Below are 16385 nucleotides of genomic sequence, written 5' to 3'. Positions count from 1 at the left end.
CGAATTCCTTCGCTGTTTGATCCAGCGCAATGAGGCATCGTGTCCGGATACTAACAAGGCTGTATTGACGCGAGTCAATTCGGCTCAGGCAATGAGCCTGCCAACCCGGCGTCAGCGGCGATCCCGGGACATCAAACTTTCGAAATCGAATGAAAAGCTGTCCTCGTTTGGGGCGGCTGTTCCACCTGTGGTGCTCATGGCCCGGAGTTGTTCCGCAACCGCAAACGATTGGCTCGGCGGCCCGTTGCTCGCCGTCCTCTTTGCGATCTGTGCAACGCTGTGGCTCGAACCCGCATGCGCCGCAGGAAATCTTGCCGGTTATCTTTCCAAAACATCGCCTGCTGACTTCTTCCCAAGCGCCGAGCGGTTCGGACCTCCGCAGGGCGATCCGCCCATCGTGCCCGTCTATCGTGGCGACCAGCTCCAAGGTTTCGTGTTCCTGAACTCCGACTTCGCCAACACCGTCGGCTACTCCGGCAAACCGATTCACTTGCTGGCTGGAATCGACCCCAACGGCGTCATCACCGGCATCAAGCTCGTCGATCACAAGGAGCCGATCGTGCTGGTCGGCATTCCCGAGGCGCGCATCATCGCTGCCGTGAACGCGCTGATCGGCAAGGACATGAAGCCGGTCGCAAGTGGTGCCGAGAGGCCACCGCAGGTCGACATCGTCAGCGGCGCAACCGTCACCGTGCTGGTGATGGGCGACAGCATCGTTCGTGCGGCGTCCAAGCTGATCCGAAGCGGCCGTGTTGGCGGCGGCAACGGCGCGGCGGTTTCAGCTGCCCTGCCCCCCGCCATCAAGACGCTGGATCTCGAACACAGCGAAGTCCGCGACTGGGAGAGCCTCGTCGGCGACGGTTCGATCCGCCGGCTTCATCTCGGGATCGGCGACATCAACGACGCCTTTGCAAAATCCGGCAGCGCGGCGGCGACTCAATATCCCGAACCGGGTGACGCGAACGACACCTTCATCGATCTTTACGTCGCCCTCGCGAGTGCGCCCACGATCGGCCGCAGCCTCCTTGGCGAGGATGGCTATCGACGCTTGAAGGAGGGCCTTAAGCCCGGACAGCAGGCGATCATCGTCGCCGGCAACGGCCCCTACTCCTTCAAGGGCTCGGCCTATGTGCGCGGTGGTATCTTCGATCGGATCGAAATCCTGCAGGAAGGCAACAGCACCCGCTTCCGCGACCGGAACCATACCCGCCTTGGTGCGCTGGACGCGGTCGGCGCGCCGGAGTTCAGGGAAGTCGCGCTGTTCGTCACGCCTCCCGAGTTCACGCTGGATCCAACGCAGCCGTGGCAGCTTCAGCTCCTGGTGCAGCGCAGCCTCGGCGGCCGCGACAAGGCATTCCTGACCTTCGACGTCAACTACACCCTGCCCGATAGCTACATACGCCGCGAGCAGCGGGCCGTGACCGTGCCAGAGAGCGCAGCGCCTCCGCCCTCGCAGGCAGCCGTCGCGGCCGCCCCGCCGGCGGAGGCGGACGAGCCACTCTGGATGCGGATCTGGCGATCGAGCACGGTCTCGATCGCCATCACCGCCTTCATGCTGGCCGCCCTCACCGGCGTCTTCTTCTTCCAAAACCTCTTGGTGCGCCGCCCGGTGCTCTACACCTGGGTGCGGCGGGGCTATCTCGCCTTCGTTCTGGTCTGGCTCGGCTGGTACGCCAACGCGCAGCTCTCCGTCGTCAACGTCGTCACCTTCACCAACGCGCTGGTGACCGGCTTCCACTGGGAATTCTTCCTCGCCGCGCCGCTGATCTTCATTCTATGGGCGGCGACGGCCGGCGGGCTCCTGTTCTGGGGGCGCGGACCGTTCTGCGGTTGGCTGTGTCCCTTTGGCGCACTGCAGGAGCTCACCAACACGGCTGCGAAATGGCTGAAGGTGCCGCAAATAACGGTGCCGTGGGGACTGCATGAACGGCTATGGCCGATCAAGTACATCATCTTTCTCGGACTGTTCGGGCTGTCGCTCTACTCCGTCGAGATGGCCGAGCGATTTGCCGAGGTCGAGCCGTTCAAGACCGCGATCATCCTGAAATTCTCACGAAGCTGGCCGTTCGTGGCCTATGCAGTCGCCCTGCTCGTCATCGGCCTCTTCATCGAGCGCTTCTTCTGTCGCTACCTCTGTCCGCTCGGCGCGGCGCTCGCGATTCCCGGGCGCATGCGGACGTTCGAATGGCTGCGCCGCTGGGAAGAATGCGGCTCGCCGTGTCAGCGCTGCGCCAAGGAATGCCCGGTGCAGTCGATCCATCCCGAGGGGCACATCAACGTCAACGAATGCATCTACTGCATGCATTGTCAGGAACTCTATTACGACGACCACCGCTGCCCGCACATGATCCAGGTGCGGCTCAAGCGCGAGAAGTTCGCGGCGATGTCGTCGCCCTCGATGCGCTCCGGCGGCAAGGGTCCCGCGACCGTCATTACCGCCGGTGGCAAGCCCGTTGCCGCATCGGCAGTCCTCTCTCCACCCCCAAACTGAACCCGAACCCGAGGAGGCAATCATGAGTGAAAACGAAAAAACCAAGGGCGTCAGCCGACGAACCGTGCTCGGAACGACGGCGGCCGCAGCGGGCGTGGGCCTTGCCGGCGGAGTGATGCTGAAGGACGGCGGATTCGTCGCGCCTGCGGACGCGCAGACCAAGAATGCCGCGCCGAAAGCACCGGCAGCCCGGCCGGCCGTTCACAAGGCCGAGGTCGCGCCCGGCGAGCTCGACGAATATTACGTGTTCTTCTCCAGCGGCCAGTCCGGAGAGATGCGGGTCGTCGGCCTTCCCTCGATGCGCGAATTGATGCGCGTTCCGGTTTTTAATCGCTGCAGCGCGACCGGCTGGGGGCAGACCAACGAAAGCATCAAGGTTCTGACCGAGGGGATGCAACCTGCGACCCGCGAGTTCCTGAAGAACCGCGGCGGCACCTACCTGAACGGCGACCTCCACCACCCGCACATTTCGTTCACGGACGGCACCTATGACGGTCGCTATGCCTTCATGAACGACAAGGCCAATAGCCGCGTCGCGCGGGTGCGGCTCGACATCATGAAGTGCGACAAGATCATCGAACTGCCGAACCAGCACACTGTTCACGGCCTCCGCCTGCAGAAATATCCGCGCACGGGCTATGTCTTCGCCAACGGCGAGGATGGCGTGCCGCTGCCCAATGACGGCAAGATCCTGGACGATCCCAAGCAGTATCGCTCGATCTTCAGTGCGATCGACGGCGACACGATGAAGGTAGCCTGGCAGGTGATCGTCAGCGGCAACCTCGACAATGTCGATGCCGATTACCAGGGCAAGTACTGCTTTGCGACCTGCTACAACGGTGAGGAAGGCGTCACTCTCGCGGAAATGACCGCCAGCGAACAGGACTGGGTCGTCATCTTCAACATCAAGCGGATCGAAGAGGCCGTGAAGAAGGGCGACTTCAAGGAGATGAACGGCGTGCCCGTGATCGACGGCCGCAAGGGTTCGGCCTACACCCGCTACGTTCCGGTCTCGAACAATCCGCATGGCATGAACACCGCTCCGGACGGCATCCACATCGTGGCGGCCGGAAAGCTCTCGCCCACCGTGACTGTGATGGACGTCCGCAAATTTGACGACCTGTTCGATGACAAGATCAAGCCGCGCGACGTTGTCGTTGCAGAACCGGAGCTTGGCCTTGGCCCGCTGCACACGGCCTATGACGGCAAGGGCAACGCCTACACCACCCTTTTCCTCGACAGCCAGGTCTGCAAGTGGAACATCGACCTCGCCAAGCGCGCGTTCAAGGGCGAGAAGGTCAACCCCATCCTCCAGAAGCTCGACGTGCACTATCAGCCGGGCCACAACCACACCTCGATGGGCCAGACCAAGGAGGCGGATGGAAAATGGCTCATCTCGCTGAACAAGTTCTCGAAGGACCGCTTCCTGAACGTCGGCCCGCTCAAGCCGGAGAACGATCAGCTGATCGACATCTCGGGCGATCAGATGAAGCTCGTGCATGACGGCCCGAGCTTCGCCGAGCCGCATGACGCGACCATCGTCCACCGCTCCAAGATCAACCCCGTCTCGATCTATGACCGCGCGGATCCGATCTTTGCGGATGCGGTCAAGCAGGCCAAGGCCGACGGCATCAACCTCGAGGCGGATTCCAAGGTGATCCGCGACGGCAACAAGGTGCGGGTCTATATGACTTCGACCGCGCCGGCCTACGGACTCGATCAGTTCCAGGTCAAGCAAGGTGACGAAGTGACCGTCTTCGTCACCAACATCGACGCGGTCGAAGACCTGACGCACGGGTTCTGCATCGTCAACTACGGCATCAACATGGAGATCGGGCCCATGGCCACCGCGTCGGTGACCTTCACGGCCGACAAGCCAGGCGTCTACTGGTATTATTGCTCCTGGTTCTGCCACGCCATGCATATGGAGATGAAGGGCAGGATGTTCGTCGAACCGAAATCGGTCTGATCGGAGTGACTTCGTGCGACTTCTGTTACGCATGTTTCCGGCGGCGCTGGCCGCCGCCGGATTGTCGGGCTTCGCCGAAGCGAAGACCTTGACGGCTGCGCCCGGCCAGCCGCTGCAAGTCGTGCTGGATCATGCGCGCGCCGGCGACGTCGTCGAGCTTGCGCCGGGCGAATATCATGGTCCGATCCGGATCGACCGCTCCTTGCAGCTGGTCGGGAGTCGGGACGCTGTGCTCGATGGCGATGGTTCCGGCAACGTCATTACCGTCAGCGCGGCCGATGTGACCATTCGCGGCTTGACCATTCGCGGGTCCGGCCGCGACTTGCAGGCGATGAATTCCGGGATCTTCCTGCAGAAGACGGCCGAGCGCGCGAGGATCGAGGACAACCGGCTGGTGGAAAACCTGTTCGGTGTCTATGTGCATGGCGCCAGGGGCTCGCGGGTGGCGCGCAACGAGATCGAGGGACTGCGCGGCGGGCGTCTCAGCGAGGCCGGCAATGGAGTCTCGCTGTGGAACGCGCCCGATGTCACCATCGCTAACAATACGTTCCGCTATGGCCGCGACGGCATCTTCTCGATCTCCAGCAGCAAGGACCGCTTCATCGACAACCGCTTCGAGCAGGTTCGCTTCGCGGTCCACTACATGTACACCAACGACAGCGAAGTCAGCGGCAACGTGTCGATCGGCAACCACGTCGGTTACGCCATCATGTACTCGAACCGTCTGGTGATCCGCGGCAACAGCTCCGATCGCGATCGCGACTATGGACTTCTCTTCAACTACGCAAACTACGCCGTGATCGAAGGCAACCGGGTCACCGGCGGCCAGCTGAACCCGACGATGCAGAAGCCGGAGGACGGGCCGGCCGAGGAGCGAGGCATGCTCCCGCAGCAGAAGCGGGAGAGCTCTCTCAAGACCGGCCCGGAAAAGTGCGTGTTCATCTACAACACCAACCACAACAAGTTCCGCAACAACTGGTTCGAGCGCTGCGCGATCGGCGTGCACTTCACGGCCGGCTCCGAAGGCAACGAGATCACGGGCAACTCCTTCGTCAGCAACGCCAACCAGGTGAAATATGTCGGCACCCGGCATCTCGACTGGTCGATCGGCGGGCGCGGCAATTACTGGAGCGACAATCCGGCTTTCGACCTGAACGGAGATGGTATCGCCGATACGGCGTATCGGCCGAACGACCTCGTCGATCGCGTGCTGTGGACCGCGCCGGCCGCGAAGGTCCTGATCAACAGCCCCGCAGTGCAGGTGATCCGCTGGGCGCAGGCGCAATTTCCCGCGCTGCTGCCTGGCGGCGTCGTCGACAGTCATCCCCTGATATCTCCGCCCGGGCGTCGCGTCGCCGAGGAGGCGCGACGATGAAGACGGTGCGCCTCTGCGACGTCACCAAAGACTACGGCAGCGTCAAAGCCGTCCGCGGCGCCTCATTCGAGCTCGGCCACGGCGAGCTCGTGGCGCTGATCGGCCACAACGGCGCCGGCAAGACCACGCTCATGAAGCTCATGCTCGGGCTGATCCGGCCGACCAGCGGCTCCATCGAGGTTCTCGGGGACAATCCCGCGGCTGGCGAGTTCGCCGGACGTCAGCAGCTCGGCTATCTGCCTGAAAATGTCTCCTTCGACGCCGCCCTCACCGGCCGCGAGACGCAGGCTTTCTACGCACGGCTGAAGCGGGAGCCGGTCGCAAGGGCTATGGAGCTGCTCGATGTCGTCGGCCTGGGCGCCGCCAGCTGCCGGCGGGTCGGCACCTATTCGAAGGGCATGCGCCAGCGGCTCGGGCTCGCGCAGGCGCTGCTGGGTCGACCGCGCGTGCTGCTGCTGGACGAGCCGACCACCGGCCTTGATCCGGAACTGCGCCAGACCTTCTACGATGTCATCGCGCGGCTCGCAGCCGAGGGCGCGACCGTGCTGCTGTCGTCGCACGCGCTCACCGAGCTCGAGGAGCGCGCCGGGCGGGTCATCATCATGAACCGCGGTCTCAAGGTCGCGGACGGCACCATCGACGAGCTGCGCCGCCTCGCCCGGCTGCCGACCCGGATCCGTCTCAAGGTTTCCGGGCTGGCCCCGCACGAGATGCCGGCCTGGGCGCCGACCGACACGACCTGCCGCCGCTTGAACGGCCACATCGTCGAGATCGACGCCGCACCGGAGCGGAAGATCGAGCTGCTGCATCGCGCCACCGCCTCCGGCAATGCTGTCGAGGACGTCGACGTGGTCCCGCCGAGCCTCGACGAGCTCTACGCTCACTTTCTCCGACGATCGGAGCAGGCCTCATGAATATCCTGATCATCGCAGCCAAGGAGATCCATCAGGCGATCCGCAATCGCTGGGTGCTTGCGGCAACGCTGCTGCTGGCCGGGCTTGCCCTGTCGCTGACGTTTCTCGGCAGTGCGCCGACCGGCAATGTCGGCGTGCGCACGCTCGACGTTGTCATCGTCAGCCTGTCGAGCCTGACCATCTTTCTCGTTCCGCTGATCGCGCTGCTGATGTCTCACGACGCCATCGTCGGCGAGATGGAGCGGGGGACGATGCTGTTGTTGCTCAGCTACCCGGTGGCGAGGTCGCAGGTGCTGTTCGGCAAGTTCCTGGGCCATCTCGCCGTTCTCGCCTTCGCGACCTGCCTTGGCTACGGACTTGCCGTGGCGGCGCTGGCGGCGACGGGCGGCCGTATCGATGGCGACAGTCTCGTGGCCTTCGTGGCCATGATCGGCTCCTCGGTGCTGCTCGGAGCTGCGTTTGTGGCGATCGGCTATCTGGTCAGCGCGCTCGTGCGTGATCGCGGAACGGCTGCCGGCATTTGCATCGGATTGTGGCTGCTGCTGGTGCTCATCTACGACATGGCGCTGCTGGGCGTACTTGCGCTCGACCAGGGTCGCAGCATCTCTGCGGTCGCGCTCAACGTCATGCTGCTGGCGAACCCGACCGACGCCTACCGGCTGATCAATCTGACCGGCTTCGCCAATGTCAGCACGTTCGCCGGCATGGCCGGCCTCGCCCAAACCACGTCGCTGACGGTGCCGGTCCTGCTGACCGCCCTGCTCGGCTGGACGCTGCTGCCGCTGGGCCTGGCCGCGCTCGCCTTCTCGCGGAGGGAGCTATGAGGCGCCGAACGCTGCTGCTCGCCCTGCTGCTGCCGCTCGCGCTCGCGGGCTGCAACGACAAGCAGGCTGCCAATATCCCGCCGCCGCATCGGATGACCGCGGAGGACATCGGCCACTACTGCGGCATGAACGTGCTCGAGCATCCCGGACCCAAGGGTCACATCTTCGCCGCGAGCTTGATCCAGCCCGTCTGGTTCTCGTCGGTGCGCGATGCGATCGCCTTCACCATGCTGCCGGATGAGCCCAAAGACATTTTGGCGATCTACGTGTCCGACATGGGCAAGGCGCCCGACTGGGACAAGCCTAGCGCCGACAATTGGATCGAGGCGCGCAAGGCGCTGTTCGTGATCGAGAGCCGAGTCAAGAGCGGCATGGGCGGCGACGAGGCCGTGCCGTTCTCGGACCGGGCCGCCGCCGAGAGATTCGCAAGTGAGAACGGCGGCAGGATCGTCGGCTTCGACGAGGTGCCGCGGGACTACGTCCTCGCTTCCGCGAATGCCGGCGGCGCGGCGCCGGACGAAGCGTCCGAAGGGGCGCCGGGTGACGGAGCGAGGAGGACGCCATGACGCCAATGCTGTCCCGCCGACGCTTCATCCGGATCAGCGCCGCTGCCGCGGGGCTCGGCGCGCTGTCCGTCGGACGTCCCGTTTGTGCAGAGGCCGCGCCGGTCACCTGGCGCGGCACGATGCTGGGCGCGGTCGCAGCGCTGGAGATTCACGACGAAGACCGCCGCCGGGCCGAGCGGCTGATCGCGCTGGCCTGCGCCGAGGCGCGCCGGCTCGAACGGCTGTTCAGTCTCTATCTCGACGATTCCGCCCTGGTCGCGCTGAACCGGACGGGTGTCCTGGTTGATCCGGCCGCCGAAATGGTCGATCTGCTTTCAACCTCGCAGCGCTACGCCAGGCTGACGGGCGGTTTGTTCGACGTCACGGTGCAGCCGCTGTGGGAGCTCTATGCCCGCCATTTCGCGCGAGCTGACGCCGATCCGGCCGGCCCTCGCCTAGCCGAGATCGAGGCTGCGCTGGCGCGCGTCGACAGCAGCCGGCTGTCGGTCAGCCGCGACCGGATCGTGATGCCCAAGGGCATGGCCGTCACCCTGAACGGGATCGCGCAGGGCTACGTTACGGACAAGGTGGTCGACCTGCTGCGGGCGCACGGCATCTCGCACAGCCTGGTCGACATGGGCGAGGCCCGGGCGATCGGCGCGCGTCCGGACGGACGCCCCTTTGACGTCGGTATCGCCGATCCGGACAGCGCGGGCCACACCAAAACGGTGCTGCCGATCGTCGACCGCGCCGTCTCCACCTCAGGCGGTTACGGTTGCCAGTTCGATTCCGGGGCGCGCTTCAACCATTTGTTCGATCCCCGATCGGGCGGCTGCGCCCACCGCTATCGCAGCGTGACCACTGTTTCCCGCAGCGCGACTGCAGCGGACGCCTTGTCGACGGCGTTCAGCCTGATGCCGGACGGCCAGATTCGATCGCTGTTGCGGCGTGTCGATATCGACCGCGTGCACGTGATCGACGCGGCCGGCAAGTCGGTCGAATTATTGGCATAATACCCAACGACGACGCTCGTTTCCTTCCGGCGACTTCCCGGTTTGCGACCGCGAAGAAAGTTCGGAATTGTGGGCCAGTTCATAAAAGCTGGAGAGCCGCAGCCGCAGAGTTGATCCGCTCTGGCTCGAGCTGCCGCAACGACCAACTTCGCGACCGAAATGCCTGCATTAAGTCCATGAGCGCATTGGAAACATTGCGAGCCAGATTGCACGTTTGAGGAAGTGAAGCCGTAATTTTCACATTTTGGGAGCGCGCAGCGAAGAGACGCTCGCAGCAGGGGAGCCAAAAACATGCGTCGTGATTTGACCATCAAGACCGGCAGCATGGCCGGCACGTCCGATTTCAGGGTGATGGCTCCGATCAAGAAGGGGTTCGTGCCGTCCCTGGATGCGACCACGTACAAGACCCGCGTCAAATACGTGCTACGGGCGCTGAATGGCGGACGCGCCAACGCGTATGAATACGAGCTCGCCCGCGTGCTGACCGATTCCGTTGACCGCGTCGGGCGGATCCACTCGGTGGGCATCGCCGTGCTCGAACCCGAGGACGAATCCGCCGACGGCGTGGACTATGTGCTGCTGACCGCCACGTTCGACGGCTCCTGGGAAGCCTATGTCCGCGTCATCTGGCAGAAGGCCGCCCGGCTGCTCGACCTCATCTTCTGCAATACCGAAGGTTATGTGCTCGGATACGAGAACACGTACGAAAACTGGGGTATCTGGCTCAAGAGCAAGCAGACCGAAGCCTATTTCCTCTATGCCACCCCCGACCTGACCGTGGATGACACGCGCTTCCTGCGGATGGAGGAGCGGGTCTATCGGCGCGCCTCTGGCGCCGGCGCCGACAAGATCGTCACGCGGATCAGGATTCCCTCGCCGGAAGACATCGCGCGACACTCGATATTCGAGGTCGACGGCCAGGTCGGCGTCGATCCGAGCAATGCCGGCTTCAGCAAACCGCTCAGCATCGAAGCCGCCGCCCGGCCTCCGTTTCGCCACGGCATCCGCGCACTGGCGGGACTCTACCGTCTGGCCGACTTCTATCCGCCGGGGACGCATGACGGGGTGCTTCTGCATCGGGCCGGCCACGAGCTGCTGCCGGAATTCGTCACCATGATCAACGACCCCACCTACGCGGAAGGCGTCAAGCGCGCCCGCCGGCGCTATGATGAGGCCCTGCGCTGGTTGATGACCCCGCCCGATGTGGCGCCGGTACGGCGCAACCTGCCCCTCGCCCCGCCGGCAAAACTGCCGTTGCAGGATCCCGGCAACGTGCAGGGCGGAATTCTGACCGCCTACAATTCAGATCACGGCTGCCTGCTGCTGCTGCAGTTCGCCAACCCGGCCGCACTGGCCGCGTTTCTCGACGTCCTCGAGGTGACGTCCGAAGCCGACGTTCTGACGCCGGGGCAGATCGTCACCAACATCGCATTCACGGTCGAGGGACTGCGTCAGGCCGGCCTGTCCGACGAAGAGGTGCGCACTCTGCCGGAAGAGTTCGTGCAGGGCATGGAAAGACGCGCCGGCCTGCTCGGCGACGTGCGCTGGAATCATCCGCAGCGATGGCGCCTTCCCGCCAGCAACTGGGCGCTCGGGACCGACGCGCCGGACCTGCCCGAAGGCAACCCGGCGCCGCGCATCAGCATGAGCTCGGTCCATGCCGTCCTCCAGCTCCGCCTGTTGCTGTCCAAGGATGCGCAGCCGACGGCGGATGCGAGACAGGCGTTGATGGCCGAAATGAACCGCCTGGTCGGGGTCGATGCGGGTATCAGGCCCCTTTCGATCCAATGGATGCAGCGGCAGCGCGACAAGAGATCCCGCGACATGCAGGACCATTTCGGGTTCGCCGACGGCAGTTCGAACCCGGTGCTGCGAGAGTGCGAGGCCGGCACGTACTATTCCAATCAGGTGCATCTCGGCGAAATTCTGTGCGGCTATCCGAACATCGCCGACGAGACGGCGCCATTCGGCAACGCGACCAATCGTGCTCACGCGATGCTCCGCGACGGCAGCTTCATGGCGCTGCGCAAGCTGCGACAGGACGTCGAGCAGCTCGAGGATGTGCTCGCCCGCGCGACGCGACAGGCAGCCGAGATGGCCGGACCGGACGCACCTGCCCTGACGCGCGAGACGCTGATGGCCAAGATGATGGGACGCTGGCCGACCGGCCATCCCCAGGCCGGGCAACCCCTGACCCCTACTCCGCCCCCTGACAAAGGCCACAACGACTTCAACTACGACGCCGACCCGCAGGCCCAATCGTGTCCGTTCCACGCGCACATACGGCGCGCCAATCCGCGCGTGTCGATCACCAAGGCGGATGCCGGCGCCCGGCCCCCACGGATCGTCAGGCGCGGCATGTCCTACGGTCCGCCCGTCGACCCGCAAGCCGCTAAATCCGGCCAGCAAGCAGAGCGCGGCCTGGTTTTCATGGCCTACAATGCCAGCCTCGGCGAGCAGTTCGAGGTGGTGCAGAGCTGGCTCTCCGGCGGCAACAGCGCGGGTTCGTCCTCAGGGGTAAGCGATCCTTTCCTCGGCCTCGCCGAGCCTGGCCGGCTCCGGCATTTCCGGTTCGAGCATGAAGGCAAGACCATTCGCGTCGCGCTGGACGGCTCGGACCGGCTCCACGACGAACCCCGTCCGTTCGTTCGGCTGGAATGGGGAGCGTATTTCTTCGCGCCATCGAAGAAAGCGCTTGCCGATCTGCAGCAATGGGCGGCGAGCCGGGGGTATAAACCGGCGGTGACATGGTGCGCGGATCGGGGAGAAAAGGAGATCGCGCGTCTGCGCCTGATCGAGCGCCGGCAGGGCGAAGCCGCGGCGATGGCCGCATGGAAGACAGCGCTCGAAGATCCGGATTCAGCCTCGCATTTCATCAACGCGTCGATCTGGGCTGCGATCCGCGAGCGCCACGGCGGCGCGCTCCGCACGCCCTTCGGGGTCCTGGTGGCCGACCGCGACATGGTCGACAAGGTGTTCGCCGATTCCGACACCAAGCTGACCATCACCGGCTATCTTCCCCGCATGCTGCGGTCGTTCGGCATCCTCTATCTTGGCCGCGACGCCGGGCAGCCAGACCAGGTCTACGAGCAGGAATCCGAGGCCTGCAACGCCGCGATCATGGCCCTCGACCAACCCGCCGCATTCGAGCTGGCGCGCGCGGTCACACAGAAGGTGCTGGGCTTCATGGTCAAGCAGACGATCGACTATGCCGCCAGCGACGGCGAAGCGAGCTGGGAGCTGACCGTCGACGTGCACGAATTGGTGGATCCGCTGCTCGCCGCCTTCTGCGAAGCGTGGTTCGGGTTGAGCGAGGACGGGGGTCATTTCCGCCGCGTCGGCTATCGCTGGGATTGGACGCCGGGCGAGCCGCCCGGCTATCCCGGCCATTTCCTGTCGCCTTCGCGCTACATCTTCCAGCCGCACCCGAACGCGACAGTGGAGGCGATCGGCGCGGCGCATGGCGACGCTGCGCGCCGTGCGATGGAAGGTTTCCTGACGCAGTTCGGGCCGACAAACGGTCCGGTGACGAAGGCGGTTTACAACTCGCCGCGGGGCAACGGCGACATTCCGTTCGTGGCGCGCACGGTCGCAGGCGCCATGATGGGATTCATTCCGACCGTCGACGGCAACCTGCGGCGGATACTGAACGAATGGCTGCGCGAAGGAACGCTATGGGCGTTGCGCGCTCGCTACGCCGGCACGAAGGCAAAGAACTACATGGACGCCCTCAACCGGCTAAGAGACGACTTCATTCCCGCGATGCAACTTCGCGCGGTGCCCGAATTGATCTGGCGGACAGCCGTCGTTTCGCAAAGAATCGGAGGAGTCGAGGTGAGGCCTGGCGACGTCATCGTCGCCGGCGCAGTCTCCGCCACCCAGCAAAGTCTCGCCGAAGGCCGCCAGGACATCTACCACGCCTTCGGCGGCAACCGCAGGGTCACGGGGCATCCGACGCATTCATGTCCCGGAGCAGACCCGGCACTGGCGGTGATGCTGGGTTTCTTCAGCGCACTGGTGGAGACGGAGCTACCCTTGCGGACCGGCCCCATTCCAATGAGCCTGACGATGGACGGAAGAGTTCCCGCACCGAGCCCACCTCCACCCTAGAGCCGTGTAAGGAAAGGTGCGCAGGGGTTAGACGGCACAATGCCGAGCGAGCTGATCGTTGGCGTAGCCGACGGGTATGCCAATGACGAGCCTGATCGTCTCCTCCGCATGCCAGTGCATGCCGAGCGCGCGCAGCTTCTCGGCGGCTTCCATCATGGTCTGGCGGGCCGCCTCGCCCCGGCCCTGCCCTGCGAGAAGCTCGCCGCGCAGGGAGAGGTTCAGAGCCGCATCGCGCAGCGAACCGCGCCAGCCTGCGGAGGTTTCAGCCCGTCGCAACCAGCGCTCGCTAAGGCCGAGATCCTGGCGCAGGGCTGCGAGCTTCGCCAGCGAGCGGCATGCCGCCGCCTCGCCCAGTCGCTCGCCTTCGCGCGCACGGCGCAGGACATGGGCGGCATACCGCCGCGCCGTCTCGACATCGCCTTGGGCCGTCGCCGCCTCGACGAGCCAGCTATATTGAACCGACGTGTAGAATTGAAAATTGCGCCGCTCCATCCATTCGGCGGCGTTCCGCAACTGCAGCAAGCCATCGGCGTCGCCGGTCGCCGACAAGCGGGCAAATCCGGAGGCGGCGCGGCAATCGGCCAGAAGCAGCAGGCTGCGCGTGTTCTCGGCGATGCGCGCCCCTTCCACGGCGAGCTGCTCCGCCTCCTGCCAGCGACCCTGCCAGATCAGTGCGACCGCAATCCAGTTGCGCACGGAGTTGACGACTGGGTGGGTCGAGCCTCCGACCAGAGCCATGGCTTCACCGAAACAGGCGTGGGCGCCCTCGAAATCGCCGCGGTCCGCCAGGATACCGCCCTTGCACGACAGCGCGTAGGCCGCTCCGAAGGATATCGCACCATGCCGCCGGCTGCGCTGCTGCTTGGTCGAAATGGCAGCGTCGATCAAGGCGATCGCTTCGTCGTACTGACAGCTTGCAGCCAGAATCTGCCCGAGCGTCGCTTCGATCTGGGCGATCAGGCGACGATCTTCGAGCTTGCGCGCCAATTCCAGTGCCGTCCGTGTGTGGGTCACGGCCTCCCGGAAGCGACCGAACCCGTAACACATGTAGCCGAGCCATTCATAGGCACTGGCCATTGCGGCGGTCTCGCCGAGGGAGGACGCGATCGCAACCGCGCGTTCGAACACAGAGGTGTCGTCGGTCAGCGACAGCGGGTCGAAGATGTTGGCCATACCCAGCTTGTTGGCCAGCAGGCACCAGCGCAGCGATTGCTCGCGCGAGCGATCGGGCACGCGATCCAGCGCCTGCATCGCGACCTGGTACTGCGCACTGGCACGATCGAGCGCAAATGCAGCCATGGCCTTGTCGCCGGCACGTTCGGCATAATGGGCTGCGCTTTCCCAATGACCTGCGCCTTGCGAATGGTAGGCCAGAGCTTCCATCGCATCCTCGCGATCAGCCTGCTCGGACCGCGCCAGCAGGGTGTCTTCGATCCGCTTGTGCAAAGCTTGACGCTCGTGCAGGCCAATGGTGTCGTAGACCGCATCGCGCGTGATGCCGTGCTTGAAGCGAAGGACGCCGCCCGCTGGATCCGCAAAGAGAAAGTCCGCATCCGCCAATGCCCGCACGATGGCCGGGTCGGGTTCGCTGCCGCAGGCCGAAACCAGCAACCCGTGCGGCACGGTGTTGCCGATAACGGCCGCGGCGCGCACCACCTTCGCCTCATCGGGCGGCAGGCGTGCCAGGCGCGAAGCGACCAGGGTTGCGATCCAGCCCTGTTTGCTGCGCGCTTCGAACGGGGCAGGATCGTTGGCGGCGATGGAATGGCAGAGCTCTTCGATGAACAACGGCACCCCGCCCGCGTAGGCATGGATGCGGGCTACGAGGAAGGGATCGGCCTGCGGGACCCAACGTCGTACGGCAAAGTCGGTTTCCGGCCCCTGAAACGGTTCGAGGAACAGGTGCGGCGCGCCGGAAATCCATTCGGTGCCGTCCTCGCGCGGCCGGCTGGCGAGGATGACGCGAGGTCCGTTGGGCAATTCCAGCAAAGCCTGCAGCAATTGGCGGCTCGCGTCATCAGACCATTGCCAGTCGTCGATCACCAGCACCAGCGGGCCATGTGCCGACAGTCCGGTGAAGAACCCGAGCAGATCGCCGACGACGCCGTCGACGGTGATGCGGCCGCCACGCGCATCGGCGCCGGCCGACGCCAGTGCCAGGATCGATTCTGCATTCGGACCGAGCTGGGCCGCCCATGGCTCCAGAGCCGCGCGCGCTGTCTCCTTTGCCTCGACGAGGGAGGCGTCCGCTCGAATTTCCAGCGCAGCGCGCAGCATTTGCAGGAATGGTTGCAGAACCTCGGCACCGACGTAACTCTCGCAACTGCCTCGCAGCAGCCTGATGCGCTCGGTGCCGACGTGCCCCAGCACTTCTTCCAGAAGGCGCGTCTTGCCGAGTCCAGGTCCGCCGACGACCACCGCGCAGCGTTGCGCCTGCGCAGGTGCTTCGCTCAGAAAGCGCGTCAGGAAGCCGAATATCTCGTTGCGGCCGATGAAGGGTGTCAGGCCGCGGCGCGAGGTTGCTTCGAAGCGTCGGGTCGCCGTGCTTCGACCCAACACCAGCCTCGCCTGCGGCATTCCCGAAGCCGCCGGGAGGTGGGCGGCGAGCTCGAAGAAGTTGGCATGCGGCCCAAGGGCATCGAGGCTGGCCAGGATCTGATCCGGACCGGCGTGGCGCGACAGGTGCGCTGCCGTGTTCACGACATCGCCGATCAGGTCATACCGGCCGGACTCGATGTCGCCTTGGGTCAGGAGCACGGTGCCGGCATGGATACCCGAATGCATTCGAAGCGGCATCAGCGCCGGCGATACGCCATCGTGGCGCAGCTCTCCGACCCATTCGTGAATATCGAGTGCTGCTTCCGCAGCACGACGACCTTCATCTTCGCCGGATTGGGGATAGCCGAAAATGGCGAGCGCACCGTCTCCCTGCGTTCGGATGATGCGACCACCGTGCTTCGCCACCGCGCGATGCCAGATCTGCCGCAACTGGCTGAGGAGTTCGGAAAGGTGCTCGGACTCGACATCCCGGCCCAGGGCGGTTGATCCGACAAGGTCGGAGAACAGCACCGTCAATCGATGACGTTCGCCTCTGGGGTCGCGGGTCTGCGTAATCATCGTCAATCGCAGCCAACTCGTTGACGA

The 16385-nt window shown here is 64.9% G+C and carries 9 protein-coding genes; 8 read left to right on the top strand and 1 reads right to left on the bottom strand.

All coding sequences use genetic code 11. From position 1 onward, the window contains the following. The first annotated feature begins 196 nt into the window (after nucleotides 1–196). The 8 genes from I6F33_RS08865 to I6F33_RS08830 all read left to right on the top strand — a co-directional run bounded on the left by I6F33_RS08865 (nucleotide 197) and on the right by I6F33_RS08830 (nucleotide 13241). Nucleotides 197–2491, top strand: a complete 2295-nt coding sequence (locus I6F33_RS08865; protein WP_225141983.1) for a NosR/NirI family protein — start codon at nucleotides 197–199, stop codon at nucleotides 2489–2491. A gap of 22 nt (nucleotides 2492–2513) precedes the next feature. Continuing rightward, entirely contained in the window at nucleotides 2514–4460 is a 1947-nt protein-coding gene (gene nosZ / locus I6F33_RS08860; RefSeq protein ID WP_225141981.1) for a TAT-dependent nitrous-oxide reductase, read from the top strand. Between the two features lie 13 nt (nucleotides 4461–4473). After that, nucleotides 4474–5835, top strand: a complete 1362-nt coding sequence (locus I6F33_RS08855) for a nitrous oxide reductase family maturation protein NosD (protein WP_225137294.1) — start codon at nucleotides 4474–4476, stop codon at nucleotides 5833–5835. Continuing rightward, nucleotides 5832–6749 (top strand): ABC transporter ATP-binding protein, encoded by a 918-nt coding sequence (locus I6F33_RS08850; protein ID WP_225141979.1) that lies wholly within the window; start codon nucleotides 5832–5834, stop codon nucleotides 6747–6749. The genes I6F33_RS08855 and I6F33_RS08850 overlap by 4 nt, the downstream gene beginning before the upstream one ends. Continuing rightward, nucleotides 6746–7573, top strand: a complete 828-nt coding sequence (locus I6F33_RS08845) for an ABC transporter permease subunit (protein ID WP_225141978.1) — start codon at nucleotides 6746–6748, stop codon at nucleotides 7571–7573. Before I6F33_RS08850 ends, I6F33_RS08845 begins: the two co-directional genes overlap by 4 nt. Continuing rightward, complete coding sequence (locus I6F33_RS08840; protein ID WP_036039555.1) at nucleotides 7570–8139, top strand: nitrous oxide reductase accessory protein NosL; 570 nt, start codon at nucleotides 7570–7572, stop codon at nucleotides 8137–8139. The genes I6F33_RS08845 and I6F33_RS08840 overlap by 4 nt, the downstream gene beginning before the upstream one ends. After that, nucleotides 8136–9131 (top strand): FAD:protein FMN transferase, encoded by a 996-nt coding sequence (locus I6F33_RS08835; RefSeq protein ID WP_225141976.1) that lies wholly within the window; start codon nucleotides 8136–8138, stop codon nucleotides 9129–9131. The genes I6F33_RS08840 and I6F33_RS08835 overlap by 4 nt, the downstream gene beginning before the upstream one ends. Before the next feature lie 291 nt (nucleotides 9132–9422). Continuing rightward, on the top strand, nucleotides 9423–13241 hold the full coding sequence (locus tag I6F33_RS08830; protein ID WP_225141973.1) for a Dyp-type peroxidase domain-containing protein: 3819 nt from the start codon (nucleotides 9423–9425) through the stop codon (nucleotides 13239–13241). A 27-nt stretch (nucleotides 13242–13268) separates the two neighbouring features. Here I6F33_RS08830 and I6F33_RS08825 read toward each other — a convergent pair whose 3' ends face one another. Beyond that, nucleotides 13269–16358 carry an AAA family ATPase gene (locus I6F33_RS08825; RefSeq protein WP_225142050.1) on the bottom strand — a complete coding sequence of 1030 codons (3090 nt, stop codon included), beginning with the start codon at nucleotides 16356–16358 and terminating at the stop codon, nucleotides 13269–13271. Nucleotides 16359–16385 lie beyond the last annotated feature (27 nt).

This window comes from Bradyrhizobium sp. BRP20, from assembly GCF_020194215.1.
Taxonomy (GTDB): domain Bacteria; phylum Pseudomonadota; class Alphaproteobacteria; order Rhizobiales; family Xanthobacteraceae; genus Bradyrhizobium; species Bradyrhizobium yuanmingense.
The sequence above is the reverse complement of the archived record's forward strand: the minus strand, read 5'-3'. Positions and strand labels throughout refer to the sequence as shown.